At 73.3% G+C, this 14,628-nt stretch carries 12 protein-coding genes and 1 pseudogene; 7 read left to right on the top strand and 6 right to left on the bottom strand.

The annotated features are described in order from the left end of the window. Nucleotides 1-46: 46 nt before the first annotated feature. A complete protein-coding gene (locus ABT300_RS22525; protein WP_351678550.1) occupies nt 47-4,957 on the bottom strand; it encodes an ATP-dependent helicase in 4,911 nt (1,636 codons plus the stop codon). 137 nt (nt 4,958-5,094) lie between these two features. Between ABT300_RS22525 and ABT300_RS22520 the strand changes: the two are divergent. The 3 genes and pseudogenes from ABT300_RS22520 (at nt 5,095) to ABT300_RS22510 (ending at nt 7,013) form a co-directional block, all read left to right on the top strand. Then, nucleotides 5,095-6,064 (top strand): annotated as a pseudogene (locus ABT300_RS22520) (AraC family transcriptional regulator). Further along, nucleotides 5,965-6,708 carry an AzlC family ABC transporter permease gene (locus tag ABT300_RS22515; RefSeq protein WP_351678547.1) on the top strand — a complete coding sequence of 248 codons (744 nt, stop codon included), beginning with the start codon at nt 5,965-5,967 and terminating at the stop codon, nt 6,706-6,708. The pseudogene ABT300_RS22520 and the gene ABT300_RS22515 overlap by 100 nt, the downstream one beginning before the upstream one ends. Continuing rightward, nucleotides 6,705-7,013 carry an AzlD domain-containing protein gene (locus ABT300_RS22510; protein WP_351678545.1) on the top strand — a complete coding sequence of 103 codons (309 nt, stop codon included), beginning with the start codon at nt 6,705-6,707 and terminating at the stop codon, nt 7,011-7,013. Before ABT300_RS22515 ends, ABT300_RS22510 begins: the two co-directional genes overlap by 4 nt. 247 nt (nt 7,014-7,260) lie before the next feature. Here ABT300_RS22510 and ABT300_RS22505 read toward each other — a convergent pair whose 3' ends face one another. Beyond that, nucleotides 7,261-8,205, bottom strand: a complete 945-nt coding sequence (locus tag ABT300_RS22505) for a hypothetical protein (protein WP_351678543.1) — start codon at nt 8,203-8,205, stop codon at nt 7,261-7,263. Nucleotides 8,206-8,284: 79 nt separating this feature from the next. Here ABT300_RS22505 and ABT300_RS22500 point away from each other — a divergent pair, with 79 nt between their 5' ends. Together ABT300_RS22500 and ABT300_RS22495 are read left to right on the top strand one after the other, a co-directional pair. Next, on the top strand, nt 8,285-8,479 hold the full coding sequence (locus ABT300_RS22500; RefSeq protein ID WP_306948965.1) for a DUF3046 domain-containing protein: 195 nt from the start codon (nt 8,285-8,287) through the stop codon (nt 8,477-8,479). 171 nt (nt 8,480-8,650) lie between these two features. Next, complete coding sequence (locus ABT300_RS22495) at nt 8,651-9,799, top strand: AI-2E family transporter (protein WP_502977977.1); 1,149 nt, start codon at nt 8,651-8,653, stop codon at nt 9,797-9,799. Nucleotides 9,800-9,892: 93 nt separating this feature from the next. Here the strand turns inward: ABT300_RS22495 and ABT300_RS22490 are convergent, their stop codons facing one another. Further along, nucleotides 9,893-10,786 (bottom strand): hypothetical protein, encoded by an 894-nt coding sequence (locus ABT300_RS22490; RefSeq protein WP_351678537.1) that lies wholly within the window; start codon nt 10,784-10,786, stop codon nt 9,893-9,895. Nucleotides 10,787-11,136: 350 nt separating this feature from the next. On the opposite strand from ABT300_RS22490, the gene recA reads away from it, so the two are divergent. Beyond that, nucleotides 11,137-12,264, top strand: coding sequence for a recombinase RecA (gene recA / locus ABT300_RS22485; protein ID WP_319277713.1), 1,128 nt, complete (start codon nt 11,137-11,139; stop codon nt 12,262-12,264). Between the two features lie 3 nt (nt 12,265-12,267). Beyond that, entirely contained in the window at nt 12,268-13,014 is a 747-nt protein-coding gene (gene recX, locus ABT300_RS22480) for a recombination regulator RecX (protein WP_351678535.1), read from the top strand. 228 nt (nt 13,015-13,242) lie between these two features. Here the strand turns inward: recX and ABT300_RS22475 are convergent, their stop codons facing one another. From ABT300_RS22475 to ABT300_RS22465, 3 genes are all read right to left on the bottom strand, one after another. Continuing rightward, nucleotides 13,243-13,662: a rhodanese-like domain-containing protein gene (locus ABT300_RS22475; protein WP_351678576.1), complete on the bottom strand. Its 420-nt coding sequence runs from the start codon at nt 13,660-13,662 to the stop codon at nt 13,243-13,245. A 41-nt stretch (nt 13,663-13,703) separates the two neighbouring features. After that, on the bottom strand, nt 13,704-14,312 hold the full coding sequence (locus ABT300_RS22470) for a cupin domain-containing protein (protein WP_351678533.1): 609 nt from the start codon (nt 14,310-14,312) through the stop codon (nt 13,704-13,706). Nucleotides 14,313-14,403: 91 nt separating this feature from the next. Continuing rightward, on the bottom strand, nt 14,404-14,475 hold the full coding sequence (locus ABT300_RS22465; RefSeq protein ID WP_309544753.1) for a putative leader peptide: 72 nt from the start codon (nt 14,473-14,475) through the stop codon (nt 14,404-14,406). Between the last annotated feature and the right edge of the window lie 153 nt (nt 14,476-14,628).

The raw sequence follows: 14,628 nt of genomic DNA, 5'->3' as shown, positions 1-14,628 counted from the left end.
GGTGCGGGGGTGCGGGGGTGCGGGGGCTGGCCGTGGCCGGTCGGCGTCATGCGCGCAGCCGCAGGCCTCGTGGGGTCGCGATGAAGCCCGCCCCTTCCAGCAGGGCGCCGATGGGCGAGGTGAGAGCCGAGCCGCCGTTGACGCGCTCCACCGTGACCGTGCCCAGGGCGCCCGCGCGGGCGGCCTCGGCGAGCGCCTGCGCTGCGGCGTGCAGCCGCAGGTCGTCGGCGGGTGCGCCCTCATGGTCCGGAGCGGAGGGCCAGGCCAGCAGGGACTTGCCGCCGCGCTCCATGTACAGCGTCAGCTCGCCGTCGACGAGGACCACCAGGGAGCCGGCCTTGCGGCCGGGCTTGTGTCCGGCGCCGTTCGGCGGCTCGGGCCAGCCGAGAGCGGCGCCGTAGGCGTTCGCCGGGTCGGCGGCGGCGAGGACGACGGCGCGGGAGGCGTCGCGGCCGCCGTGGCCGGGCCTGCCGGGGAAGTCCGCGGCGTTCGCGAACGCGTTGCCTCCGCGAGGCCCGACCGTGCCGGGGGAGGCGAGGTCGCGGGGCGAGACGTACTCGTCCGAGGAGGCCGGGCCCCTGCGCGGGGTGCGGGGGGCGGCGAAGGAGGTGCGGTCGCCCACCGTGTCCCACGCGTCGTCGGCCGGGAGGTCGTCGGGGAAGACGAAGTCGTCCTGGGCGGGCGCGGCCCGGTGCGGGCCGGGCAGGGGCTCGCCGCGGTCGCGGGCGTTGGCCACCGCGCGCAGGCGGTCCACGGCGCCGTCCATGGCGAACTGGGCGGCGCCGAGGCCTTCGACGACGTACCCGCGGCGGGCCTGGCCGCTCTCCTCGAAGACGGACAGGATGCGGTACGTCGCGGAGAAGCCGCCTTCGACGCCCTCGGCCGCGACCGCTCCGCGTGTCACCACGCCGTGCCGGTCGAGGAGCGTGCGGGCGAGTGCGTGGGCGCGGACCGTGGGGTCGGGCTCGTGGGCGGGGAGGAGGGACCAGCGGCCCGCGACGGTCGGCGGGCCGCCGCGGGAGGCGGGGCGGGCCCCGGCCGTCAGCGAGCCGTAGCGGCCGCGCGGGACCGCGCGCTTGGCGCGGTGGGCCGTGGACCCGGCCGTGCGGCCCGAGCCCAGCAGGGAGCGCATCGGCGCCAGCGTGTCGTTGGTGAGCCGGCCGGACCATGCCAGGTCCCAGACGGCGTCGGCGAGTTGGGGATCTGTGACGTCGGGGTGGGTGGTGGCGCGTACCCGGTCGGCGATCTGCCGGAAGAACAGGCCGTAGCCCGCGGAGAGCGCGTCCAGCACCGCCTGGTGCAGGGCCGTCGGCTCCAGCGGGTGGGGCGGCGGGAGCAGCAGGGGTGCGGCGTCCGCGACGTACAGGGAGACCCAGCCGTCCTTTCCGGGGAGGGCGCCCGCTCCGGCCCAGACCACCTCGCCCGCCGCGGTGAGCTCGTCGAGCATCGCGGGGGAGTAGTCGCGCACCCGGGACGGCAGGACGAGCTTCTCCATGGCCGAGGCGGGCACCGACGCACCCTGCAACTGCTCGATCGCACGCACCAGCCCGTCGACGCCGCGCAGCGAGTGGCCCCTGCCGATGTGCTGCCACTGGGGCAGGAACTGGGCGAGCGCGGGCGGTGGCACAGGCTCCAGCTCATGGCGCAGGGCAGCCAGGGAACGGCGGCGCAGCCGCCGCAGGACCGTTGCGTCGCACCACTCCTGGCCGATGCCCGCCGGGTGGAACTCGCCCTGGACGACGCGCCCGCCCGCCGCGAGCCGCTGGAGGGCGCCCTCGGTGACCGCAGCGCCCAGACCGAAGCGGGCGGCGGCGCCGGCGGAGGTGAAGGGGCCGTGGGTGCGGGCGTAGCGCGCGAGGAGGTCGCCGAGGGGGTCCTTCACGGGTTCCGTGAAGGCCTCCGGCACGCCGACCGGCAGTGCGGTGCCGAGGGCGTCGCGCAGGCGTCCCGCGTCCTCGATCGCGGCCCAGTGGTCGGCCCCGGCGACGCGGACCCGGATGGCACGGCGGGCGGCGGCGAGCTCCTGCGCCCACTGCGGTTCGGCGCCCCGCTCGGCCAGCTCGGCGTCGGTGAGCGGACCGAGGAGGCGCAGCAGGTCCGCCACGCCCTCGGCGTCCTTCGCCCGCCGGTCCTCGGTGAGCCACTGCAGTTCCTGTTCCAGCTCGGCGAGGACGTCAGCGTCGAGCAGTTCGCGCAGTTCCGCCTGGCCGAGCAGTTCGGCCAGCAGGCGTGAGTCCAGGGAGAGGGCGGCGGCGCGGCGCTCGGCGAGCGGGGAGTCGCCCTCGTAGAGGAACTGGGCGACGTAACCGAAGAGCAGGGAGCGGGCGAAGGGGGACGGCTCCGCGGTGGTGACCTCGACCAGGCGCACCTTGCGCGACTCCAGGTCCCCCATCAGCTCCACGAGGCCGGGGACGTCGAACACGTCCTGGAGGCACTCGCGGATCGCTTCCAGCACGATCGGGAAGGAACCGAACTCGCTCGCCACCTGCAGCAGTTGCGCGGCGCGCTGACGCTGCTGCCACAGCGGGGTGCGCCTGCCGGGGTTGCGGCGCGGCAGCAGCAGCGCGCGTGCGGCGCACTCGCGGAAGCGCGCCGCGAACAGGGCCGAGCCGCCGACCTGGTCGGTGACGATCTGGTCGACCTCGCCCTTGTCGAAGACGACGTCCGCCGCGCCGACCGGGGCCTGCTCGGCGTCGTACTCCGCGCCGGCCTTCAGCGGTTCCTGGTCGAGGAGGTCCAGGCCCATCAGATCGGCGTCGGGCAGCCGCAGCACGATCCCGTCGTCGGCGTGCATCACCTGGGCGTCCATGCCGTACCGCTCGGAGAGCTTCGCTCCCAGTGCGAGCGCCCAGGGAGCGTGCACCTGGGCGCCGAAGGGGGAGTGGACGACGACGCGCCAGTCCCCCAGCTCGTCGCGGAAGCGCTCGACGACGATCGTGCGGTCGTCGGGGATGTGGCCACAGGCCTCGCGCTGCTCGTCCAGGTAGGAGAGCACGTTGTCGGCCGCCCACGCGTCGAGGCCCGCGGTGAGCAGGCGCAGCCGGGCGTCCTCCTTGGAGAGTGAGCCGACCTCGCGCAGGAACGCGCCCACCGCGCGGCCGAGCTCCAGCGGCCGGCCCAGCTGGTCGCCCTTCCAGAACGGCAGACGGCCCGGGACGCCGGGGGCGGGGGAGACCAGGACCCGGTCGCGGGTGATGTCCTCGATGCGCCAGGAGCTGGTGCCGAGCGTGAACACGTCGCCCACGCGGGACTCGTAGACCATCTCCTCGTCGAGCTCGCCGACCCGGCCGCCGCCCTTCTTGGGGTCGGAACCCGCCAGGAAGACGCCGAACAGACCCCGGTCGGGAATCGTGCCCCCGGAGGTGACGGCGAGGCGCTGGGCTCCCGGGCGGCCGGTGACCGTCCCGGCGACCCGGTCCCACACCACGCGGGGGCGCAGCTCGGCGAAGGCGTCGGACGGGTAGCGGCCGGCCAGCATGTCCAGGACGGCCGTGAACGCGGACTCCGGGAGCGCCGCGAAGGGGGCGGCGCGGCGGACCAGGGCCAGCAGGTCGTCCACCTGCCAGGTGTCGAGCGCCGTCATGGCGACGAGCTGCTGCGCCAGGACGTCCAACGGGTTGGCGGGCACCCGCAGCGACTCGATCGAGCCCGTGCGCATCCGCTCGGTCACCACGGCCGCCTGGACGAGGTCGCCGCGGTACTTCGGGAAGACCACGCCGGTGGACACCGCGCCCACCTGGTGCCCGGCGCGTCCGACGCGCTGCAGGCCGGAAGCCACTGAGGGCGGCGACTCCACCTGCACGACGAGGTCCACCGCGCCCATGTCGATGCCGAGCTCGAGACTGGAGGTCGCCACCACGGCCGGCAGCCGGCCCGCCTTCAGGTCCTCCTCGACGAGGGCGCGCTGCTCCTTGGAGACCGAGCCGTGGTGGGCGCGCGCGATGACGCCCGGGGCTCCCTGGGCCGCGCCGGAGCCGCCCATCAGCTGGGCGGGCGAGTGGTGCTCCCCGAGGGGCTCGCCGGTGGCGCGCTCGTAGGCGATCTCGTTGAGCCGGTTGCACAGGCGCTCGGCCAGACGGCGCGAGTTGGCGAAGACGATGGTCGAGCGGTGGGCCTGGACGAGGTCGGTGATCCGCTCCTCGACATGCGGCCAGATCGAGGGGCGTTCGGCCCCTTCGGCGCCCTCGGCGACCGGGGAGCCGCCCAGCTCGCCCAGATCCTCCACCGGGACGACGACCGAGAGGTCGAACTCCTTGCCGGACTTCGGCTGGACGATCTCCACCTTGCGGTGCGGGGAGAGATAGCGGGCCACCTCGTCGACCGGACGGACGGTGGCCGACAGGCCGATGCGACGGGCGGGCCTGGGCAGCAGCTCGTCCAGCCGCTCGAGGGAGAGGGCGAGGTGCGCGCCGCGCTTGGTCCCGGCCACCGCGTGCACCTCGTCCAGGATCACCGACTCGATGCCGGTCAGTGCGTCGCGGGTGGCCGACGTGAGCATCAGGAACAGCGACTCCGGCGTCGTGATCAGGATGTCCGGAGGACGGGTGGCCAGCGCACGGCGCTCGGCGGGCGGGGTGTCGCCGGAGCGGATGCCGACCTTGATCTCGGGCTCGGCCAGGCCCAGACGCACGGACTGCTGACGGATGCCGGTCAGCGGACTGCGCAGGTTGCGCTCCACGTCGACCGCGAGGGCCTTGAGCGGGGAGACGTACAGGACCCGGCAGCGCTTCTTCGGATCGGCGGGCGGGGGCGTGGAGGCCAGCTGGTCGAGGGCGGCCAGGAAGGCGGCCAGCGTCTTGCCGGAACCCGTCGGGGCCACCACCAGCACGTCGGAGCCCTCGCCGATGGCTCGCCACGCGCCGGCCTGGGCCGCGGTGGGCGCGGAGAACGCCCCCGTGAACCAGCCGCGGGTCGCGGGGGAGAAGCCGTCGAGGGCCCGGTGTGCGGAGCTGACCATGCGTCCATCCTGCACCCGTCCACTGACAATGGTCCTGAGCTGCGAGGACACGCTGCGTGAACGGTCGTGCGGAGCGGCGGCCGTCCTTGCTCCCCGGTGCGTCGGCGTCCGGGAGGCGCGTCGCGGACAATGGTCGGGTGGCGAGTTCGGGTTCCGGAGAGCGGGCGCGGCACTGGCAGTACCCGCAACTGCCCGGTGTCGACCTCCTGCGGGCCCGTTACGTCCGCAAGGCGTTCGTGCGGCACACCCACGAGCACTTCGTGATCGCCGCCATCGCCGACGGCGTGGAGGTCTTCCAGCACAGCGGCTCCGACCAGCATGTGGGAGCCGGAGCCCTCGCGCTGGTCAACCCCGACACCCCGCACACCGGACGGGCGGGGGTGCCCGAGGGGTGGCGGTACGGCGCGGTCTATCCGTCACCGGGCGTGGTGGCCGAGATCGCTGCCGAGACGACGACCCTGCGCGGCGCCCCGGGCTTCGTCAGCCCCGTGCTCGACGACCCGTACGCCGTCGGGCTCGTCCACCAGGTGCTCCGAGCCGCCGAGGAGGGCAACGCGCTGGCCGCCGACACGCTGCTGCGGGTGGCCGTCACCCGACTGCTGCGACTCAACGGCGGGCCGCTTCCGCAACGGGAGACACGGTCCGCCGGGGCACGGATCGCCGCACGCGCGCGCGGGGTGCTGGAGGAACGGCTGGCCGACCCGCCCACGCTGGAGCAGCTGGCCGCAGGCCTGGGAACCAGCCCGTTCGCCCTTCTGCGGGCCTTCAGGGACGCGTACGGACTGCCGCCCCACGCCTGGCTCACCGACGCCCGCGTGCGTCGGGCGCGACGGCTGCTGGACGCGGGGACGGCGCCGGCCGAGGCGGCCGTCACGGTGGGATTCACCGACCAGCCTCACCTCAACCGCCACTTCACGCGCATCGTGGGAGTCCCCCCTGGGGCGTACCAGCGCGAGCGCAAGAACGTACAAGACCCGCCCGCGTCGCTTGCTCGTACCGTCCTGGTCGTGGCAGAACAGACAGCTTTCACGGACATACGGGCCGACGGCGGAGGAAAGCCCGACGCCGCCGTCGTACGGGACTCCCTCGGGGTCGGCGTCGCCGTAGGACTCTCCGGGTTCGCCTTCGGGGTGACCTCGGCGGGCAGCGGCCTCTCGGTGTGGCAGACCTGCGCGCTCAGCCTCCTGGTGTTCACCGGCGCGTCCCAGTTCGCGCTCGTCGGGGCGCTGGCGGCGGGCGGCAACCCCCTGACGGCGGCCGCCGGCGCCTTCTTCCTGGGGGTGCGCAACGCGTTCTACGGGCTGCGTCTGTCGCAGTTGCTGGCCCTCCCGCGCGCGATGCGCCCGTTCGCCGCCCACTGGGTGATCGACGAGACGACGGCGGTGTCGCTGGCGCAGCCGGGGCGACGCGCGGCGCGCCTGGGGTTCGCGGTCACCGGGCTGACCCTGTACGTCCTGTGGAACCTCACCACGCTGTTGGGCGCCCTGGGCGCCGAGGCCGTCGGCGACACCGACGCGTGGGGTCTGGACGCGGCCGGCCCGGCCGTCTTCCTGGCGCTGCTCGCGCCCATGCTGAGGACCGCGGCCGAGCGGACCGTCGCCGTGATCGCGGTGCTCCTCGGCTTGGGGCTGCTGCCCGTCCTGCCCGCGGGGGTGCCCGTTCTGGCGGCCGCGCTCGCCGTGCCGGTCGTCCTGTACCTCGAGGGCCGGCGTCGAGCCGGTCGCCGCGACGCAGAGGAGGAGAAGCGTTGAACACCTGGATCGCGATCGCCGCGACGGCACTCGGCTGCTACGCCGTCAAACTCGCCGGACTGCTCGTCCCCGCGGGCGCCCTCGAACGACCGCTGGTCAGGCGTTCCGCCGCACTGCTCCCCGTGGCTCTGCTGGCTGCCCTCACGGCCCAGCAGACGTTCGCGGACGGGCATGCCCTCGTGCTGGACGCCCGGGCCGCGGGACTGGCCGCGGCGGCCGTCGCCGTCGTGCTGCGGGCCCCCTTCCTCGTCGTCGTCACGGCAGCCGTGGCGGTGACGGCGGGAGCGCGCGCCCTGGGCGGCTGAGGGGGCGGGTGCCCCGCACGGACGGGCTGAAGCGCGGACGCAGCGGAGGAAGCCGGGAACGGGCCCGGACGTGCCGTGCGGCGGGCGTGCGCAGGGACCCGGCGACGGTTGAGGACTGCCGAGGTCAGGAACGGCGACGGCGAGGACGGGCGGCGTCGGGACCGGCGAGGGTGCGGACTGTCGGGGTCGGGACCGGCGAGGGCGAGGTCCCGGTCTCGCGGACGTCGCCGATCGCGGCCGTCTCCGGTCAGCCGATGGCGCGGCCGTAGGCCCGCAGGGTGCGCAGCGCCTCGATGGTCACCATGGGGCGCGCCTCCAGCGCGGTGCCGGGCGCCCAACGACGCCAGCGGAGCGGCCAGCCGCCGTCCTCCTCCTGCGCGCCGGCGAGGTGGTCCAAGGAGCGCGCCATCTCGTCGTCGGTGAACCACGCGCGCGCGAGGGAGCCCGGCGTCCGGGCGAAGTCGTACGGGAAGTGATGCTCACCGGGGGCGTAGCCGGACGGGACCAGGTAGGCGTCGAGACGGTCCGGCTCCAGCACGACGATCCGTTGTTCGCGCACCATGCGGCCCAGACGGTCGGCGGCCGACTGCGCGCGCGAGCGGTCCGGAACGGCGTCCAGGAAGGCCACCGCGGCCTGGATCTCGTACGGATGCGACCGTTCCAGGGAGTCCACCGCCTGCCAGCAGAAGTCCGTGGCCCGGAACAGCCAGGCGTGCCACACATCGTTGCGGTGCAGCAGACCCACCACCGGCCCGGTGGCCAGCAGGTCGCTGGGCGGGTCGTCCACGATGGGGACGAACGGAGCCGCCGGGTAGCCGCGCTGGCTGGGGAGGATCGCCGGCAGCGCGCCGTCACCGGTGGACACGGAGGTCAGGTAGTCGCACGTCCGCTCCACGCGACGGCCGCCGAGACGCCCGACGGAGTCCAGCACCCGCAGGGCGTGCGCGGTGTGCAGGGGCTGGCTGACGGGACCCCGCAGATCGGGCTCCAGCGCGTGGCCGTATCCGCCGTCCTCGTTGCGGTAGGCGTCGAGGGCGGTCTCGACGGGGTCTGCGGCGCCGTGCAGGAAGGCGTGAGCGAAGACGCGCTGCTCCAGCACGCGCGCGGTGAGCCAGACGAAGTGCTCGGCGCGGAAGAGCGGGGAGTGCGCCGGGGGCGTCGGGGGGAGTGGGGATGCTCCGGTTTCGGCCATGCGTCAGACCGTAGGGCGGAAAGCGGTCTCGGCAGGCGCTCACGCGAGGGGACGCCCCCGAGGGCGGGATACTGGTGTCATGCGGTTGACGGTCTTCTGGCAGCGGATGGACGAGCACTTCGGCACGGGGTACGCCGAGACCTTCGCGCGCGATCACGTGATGACGGAACTCGGCGGACGCACCGTGCACGAGGCGCTGGCGGAGGGCTGGGCGGCCAAGGACGTGTGGCGCGTGGTCTGCGCGGTGATGAACGTTCCCCAGGAGATGCGCTGATACGTCGATAAGACCGCAGGCGGCGGTCCGATTGTCGGTGGCGTAGGCGAGACTTGGTCCGTGGCACCCACTGACGAGCCCGGGCAGACGGCCCGGAACGCACCCCTGCACGACACGACGCCGCCCGCCGGACCTCCCCCGGCGGACGGCGGCGGCGCGCAGGGCGTGCGCATGCCGCGCTGGCTGCCGCGCGCCATGGTGCTCGCGCTCGCCCTCGTCGCGGCGTTCCAGCTCGGCACGTGGGCGTTCCACCAGCTCATCGGCCTGCTGCTCAACGTGCTCATCGCGTTCTTCCTCGCCCTCGCCGTGGAGCCCGCGGTCAGCCGGATGGCCGCCCGCGGTATGCGCAGGGGCTTCGCCACCTTTCTGGTCTTCTTCGGGCTGCTGATCGCGGTCGCGGGGTTCTTCACCCTGCTCGGCTCGATGCTCGCGGGACAGATCATCAAGATGATCGAGGGCTTCCCGGAGTACCTCGACTCCGTGATCCACTGGATCAACACCACGTTCCACACCGAACTCAGACGGGTGGACATCCAGGAAGGGCTGCTCCACTCCGACTGGCTGCGCAAGTACGCGCAGAACAGCGCGGCCGGCGTCCTGGACGTCTCCACGCAGGTCCTCGGCGGTCTCTTCCAGCTGCTGACGATCGCCCTGTTCTCGTTCTACTTCGCCGCCGACGGACCGCGTCTGCGCCGGGCCCTGTGCTCCGTCCTGCCGCCGGCCAAGCAGGCCGAGGTGCTGCGCGCCTGGGAGATCGCCGTCGACAAGACCGGCGGATACCTCTACTCCCGCGGGCTGATGGCGCTGATCTCCGGTGTGGCGCACTATGTGCTGCTGCAGGCCCTCGGCATCCCGTACGCGCCCGTGCTCGCCGTCTGGGTGGGCGTGGTCTCGCAGTTCATCCCCACCATCGGCACCTATCTGGCGGGCGCCCTGCCGATGTTGATCGCCTTCACGGTCTCGCCGCTGTACGCGCTGTGGGTGCTGATCTTCGTCGTGGTGTACCAGCAGTTCGAGAACTACATGCTGCAGCCCAAGCTGACCTCGAAGACCGTCGACATCCACCCTGCCGTCGCCTTCGGCTCCGTCATCGCGGGCACCGCACTCCTGGGCGCGATAGGCGCACTGATCTCCATCCCGGCGGTGGCCACGCTGCAGGCGTTCCTGGGCGCGTACGTGAAGCGGTACGACGTCACCGACGATCCCCGCGTGCACGGTCACCGGGGGCGCGGCGAGGGGCCGGGACCGCTCGCGCGCGTGCAGCAGCTGTGGGCCCGGGCGCACAACGGCAGACGCGGCTCGCGGGACGGGTCCGGGTGACGAGGCGCAACCGGGGCGGCGGGTCGGGCGGCCGGGAGCTTCAGCAGCCGTAGGCAGGAGCAGCAGCCGCCGCGCCTCGGCAGCCGCAGGGCCTCAGTAGGTGAGGACGGCCCACACTGCGGCCGCGACGACCGCGGCCGCGTAACAGCCCACCGCCGCCGCGGTGATCCGCCACCGCGCCTTCTCGCTCCAGGACGTCCGGGACGCCATCAGCCAGGCCGACGCGGGAAGCACCAGGACGGCGTGCAGGCTGACCCCGTGCAGCGGCTTGAGCGGGGCGGTGGAGTGATACGCAGCCTCCTGGTGGCCGGTGCGGGTGAGCACGACTCCGCGCGCGATCATCGCCGCCCCCGAGGCGAGCGCGACCAGCAGGATCGCGAAGCCGGAACGCACCGCGAGAGCCATCCCGGCCGGGCCCGTCGGCCGGCGCCGGAAGGACGCCACGGCGAACACCGTGAGCAGCGCGACGAGGACGCCGCCGCCGACCGCGAGCATCATCGACACGGCCGTGTCGAAGGGCGTCTCCATGTTCAGATGCGACGGCGCCTTCCGCCAGGCCTGGAGAGTGATCCCGCCGACCTCGACGACGCAGTCGGCGGCGAACGCCCCCAGCAGCGCGGTGCGCACCCGTGGACTCATCCGCAGGAACGACGTCACCCAGACGACGGCCCAGAGCGTCACGCCGAAGGAAAGCCCGAAGGTCACCGGCTTGCGCCAGGAGACGGGGCCGTTCCACGGGCCGCCGTCGACGGCGAACACCACCAGGTGCACGAGACCGGAGGCGACGAGGGCCAGCGCGGTCACCCCGTAGACGACGCCGACCCCGGCTCCGACCTCGCTGCCGGCCCCGGCCCCGGCCCCGGCTTCGGCCTCGGTCCCGGCCTTGGTCCCCCGCTCGGTGCCGTCCTCGGTTCCGGCCTCGGTTCCGGCCTCGGTCCTGTCCCCGGCTTCCTCGCGGCGCTGTGGTGTGGTCGTCTGCTCGTCCATGCGCCGAGCGTCGCGGCTGTGCCGGTACGCCGTCGTCGTCCCGCCGAAGGCACCCGGCATACGCCCGGGGGAGCAGCAGGCGGCGAAGCAGGTCGTGCGGGGCCGGATTCGCGGCCTCCGCGGCTTGTGAACGCAGCCTCGGGAGTGCCGCGTGGTGCGCTTGACACGAAAATCGAACATCCATTCTTATGGAGGCTCCGGCGGCTCTCGCGGCGGGTGTTCTGTCCCGCTTGGGGCCGATAAGCGCCTGAGTTATCCACAGGCCGGACCGGCGTCGAGGCGCATTGTCAGTGGCAGGCGTTAGCGTCTTTGACGTGAAGCGATCGACTCAAGCAAACCGGGTGGAACCCATGGCAGGAACCGACCGCGAGAAGGCGTTGGACGCCGCACTCGCACAGATTGAACGGCAGTTCGGCAAGGGCGCGGTGATGCGCCTGGGCGAGCGCCCGAACGAGCCCATCGAAGTCATCCCCACCGGGTCGACCGCACTCGACGTCGCCCTCGGTGTCGGTGGGCTGCCGCGTGGCCGCGTGGTGGAGGTGTACGGGCCGGAGTCCTCCGGTAAGACGACGCTGACGCTGCACGCGGTGGCGAACGCGCAGAAGGCCGGCGGCCAGGTCGCGTTCGTGGACGCGGAGCACGCCCTCGACCCCGAGTACGCGAAGAAGCTCGGCGTCGACATCGACAACCTGATCCTCTCCCAGCCGGACAACGGCGAGCAGGCTCTGGAGATCGTGGACATGCTGGTCCGCTCCGGCGCCCTCGACCTGATCGTCATCGACTCCGTCGCCGCGCTCGTCCCGCGCGCGGAGATCGAGGGCGAGATGGGCGACAGCCACGTCGGTCTGCAGGCCCGTCTGATGAGCCAGGCGCTGCGCAAGATCACCAGCGCGCTCAACCAGTCCAAGACCACCGCGATCTTCATCAACCAGCTCCGCGAGAAGATCGGCGTCATGTTCGGCTCCCCGGAGACCACCACCGGTGGCCGGGCGCTGAAGTTCTACGCCTCGGTGCGACTCGACATCCGCCGCATCGAGACGCTGAAGGACGGCACGGACGCGGTGGGCAACCGCACCCGCGTCAAGGTCGTCAAGAACAAGGTCGCCCCGCCCTTCAAGCAGGCCGAGTTCGACATCCTCTACGGGCAGGGCATCAGCCGCGAGGGCGGCCTGATCGACATGGGCGTGGAGCACGGCTTCGTCCGCAAGGCGGGCGCCTGGTACACGTACGAGGGCGACCAGCTCGGTCAGGGCAAGGAGAACGCGCGCAACTTCCTGAAGGACAACCCCGATCTGGCGAACGAGATCGAGCGGAAGATCAAGGAGAAGCTGGGCGTGGGCGTGCGCCCCGACGAGTCCGCCGCCGAGGCCGGCACGGACACGGCGGCGACCGCGGGCGCGTCCGCGGACGACGCCAAGGCGGTCCCGGCTCCCGCAGCCAAGGCCGCCAAGCCCAAGGCCGCCGCTGCCAAGAGCTGATCCGTGACACGACGAACGGACTGGGCCGAGTACGTCCACCCCGAAGCCCCTCGGGGGGCGGGCCACGGGGGCGACGGCGGCCTGTTCCAGGACGGCGACGACCGGTCGGGCACCGGCCGGGCAGGGGGCGGCGGTGACGAGGGCGGTCCGCGTGGCGGGCGTGGGCGCCGTCGGCGCGGCTCCGGGAAGCCGTCCACCGAGGACGGAGGCGCTTCTTCCTCGTCGAGGGCCGAGAAGGGGCAGCCTTCGGGGGACCCGGCTGAGCGGGCACGGGCGATCTGCCTGCGCCTGCTCACCGGGACCCCGCGCACGCGGAAGCAGCTCGCCGACGCCCTGCACAAGCGGGAGATCCCCGACGACGTGGCGGAGGAGGTGCTCTCGCGGTTCGAGGAGGTCGGACTGATCGACGACGGCGCCTTCGCGGACGCCTGGGTGGAGTCCCGCCACCACGGCCGAGGACTGGCCAGGCGCGCGCTCGCCCAGGAGCTGCGGACCAAGGGCGTCGACTCGGAGCTGATCGAGGAGGCCGTAGGTCGGCTCGACTCCGAGCAGGAGGAGGAGACGGCGCGCGAACTCGTCGCCCGCAAGCTGCGCGCGACCCGCGGTCTCGACCGCGACAGACGGCTGCGCCGCCTCGCCGGGATGCTCGCCCGCAAGGGCTACTCCGAGGGCCTGGCCCTGCGAGTGGTCCGGCAGGCGCTGGAGGAAGAGGGCGAGGACACGGAGTCCCTGGGGGACGAGGAGTTCTGAGCATGGCCGCCACCCGCGTGCGCGCGAGGGCAGTCGCGACGGCAGTTCGGCGGGCGAGGCTCGACAGTCTGCCCTGCCCTGCCTCGGACGGTGGCTGATCGTCGGCCGTCGCCCGGCACAGGAACGCGTTGCGAACGAATTCCGCTTGCGGACCCCGGTGGGCTGAACCTCTTCCTCGTCGCGTCCCGCCCACTGCTCGGAGCCGGCCCTCAGCGCTCGCCGGTGTCACTACGGCGTCACGGGGAGGCCCGCCGCCTTCCACGCCTGGAAGCCGCCGACGAGATCGGTCGCCCGGTGCAGTCCCAGCTGGTGCAGGGAAGCGGCGGCCAGACTCGAGGCGTACCCCTCGTTGCAGATCACGATCGCCCGCACGTCATGGCTCGTGGCCTCGGGGAGACGATGACTGCCCCGGGGGTCGAGACGCCACTCCAGTTCGTTGCGCTCGACGACCAGCGCACCGGGGATCAGCCCGTCCCGCTCCCGCAGCGCCGCGTACCTGATGTCGACGAGGAGCGCCTCGCCCGCGCGGGCGGCATCGAACGCCTCCTGGGCCTCCACGCGCGCGTACCCGGCACGCACACGCTCGAGCAACTCGTCGATGCCCGTCGGCTGTTCGTCGTGCAGTCCGTCGTGTCGTTCGTCGTGCAGTCCGTCTTCGCGCCGTTGCTTCCGGGGGGTGTTCGCGTCGCTCACTGCCAGTCCTCCGGACGCTCGACCTGCTCCAGCCGCAGCACCTGCCCGGTACGGCTGTAGCGGCGGATGCGGGGCAACGGCGGGTAGTAGGCGTGGACGGAGACGGCGTGCTCCTCGGCGGACTCGTTGAGGACCTCGTGGACGTGGTGACGGCCGAAGGACCGGCCTCGACCGGCCGGCAGGGCGCGCGACCGGTCCACGCCGTCGGTCAGCTCCAGGGTCCGCCAGCCGTCGGTGGGCAGCCTGGCGGCGAGCGAGTACTCCTTGAGCGTGCCCCGAGCGGTCAGGAACGCGCCCACCGAATCGGCGTGGTCGTGCCAGCCGGTACCGCTGCCGGGCGGCCAGCCGATCAGCCAGGCCTCACTGCCGCCGGGTCCCTCCAGACGCACCCAGGTGCGGCCCTCCGGATCGAGGGGGAGCGAGGCGATCAGCGCCTCGTCCGCGGCCGTACGCCGGACGAAGGCGAGAAGGTCCGCCTGCGTGGGCGCGGCGACGAAGGCGGTCGACGAGCGGGCGTCGGGGGAGTCGGACGCGGGGGAGGAGGCAGAGCGGACCGGAGAAGAGACGGAGGAAACGGAAGAAGAAACGGCGGAAGAGACAGACACGGGAAACCGTCCTGGGAACGTTCGCGGGAGCGCGGGCCGCACAGGTGCGGGGGCGCATCGGCGGCGCGCGCCGTGGGGAAGGGGTGCGAGTTCAGCAGGACGGACGACACACGCAGCCCGCATAGCGGACGAGGTCCATATGGACCCTCCGCCACAGGCGCACATCGGTGTCGGTCACGATCCGGAGTACAGCACGCCGGTGCACCGCGGTCAACTCACAGTCACTCTGTGGACCGTACGGTGACGACGGCGTGGGCGGAGCCGTCCGGCACCCGGCGCGCCCTGCAGCAGGGGCGCAGTGGAGGGCGCCCCTGCT

Origin of the sequence: Streptomyces sp. NPDC001027, from assembly GCF_040299045.1 — a bacterium.
Taxonomy (GTDB): Bacteria; Actinomycetota; Actinomycetes; order Streptomycetales; family Streptomycetaceae; genus Streptomyces.
The sequence above is the reverse complement of the archived record's forward strand: the minus strand, read 5'-3'. Positions and strand labels throughout refer to the sequence as shown.